Genomic DNA, 236 nt, shown 5'->3' with positions numbered 1-236 from the left:
AGAAACAAATATAAAAAGAAAAACCTTTTCCTTTTTGTTGAATTTTTGTTCACAAAACCAAGAAAATAAGGTATGAACGCTGAAAAATAACGTGCTGCTCAAAAACGCATCAACTGTCTATAAAGGAAATTATTGTTTATGTCAAAAGAAGAAGTCTTGGAGTTTTCTGGTATCGTAACTGAACTTTTACCGAATGCGATGTTTCGCGTAAAACTGGAAAATGATCATGAAATTAT

At 30.9% G+C, this 236-nt stretch carries 1 pseudogene; it reads left to right on the top strand.

From position 1 onward, the window contains the following. Positions 1 to 138: 138 nt before the first annotated feature. Positions 139 to 236, top strand: a pseudogene (locus tag ACFINO_RS10755) (translation initiation factor IF-1); the annotation flags it as partial.

The organism is Bartonella sp. AA83SXKL, assembly GCF_042196965.1.
In the GTDB taxonomy this organism is placed as follows: Bacteria; Pseudomonadota; Alphaproteobacteria; order Rhizobiales; family Rhizobiaceae; genus Bartonella.
Note: the sequence above shows the minus strand (reverse complement) of the source record. Positions and strands in the feature narration are given on the sequence as shown.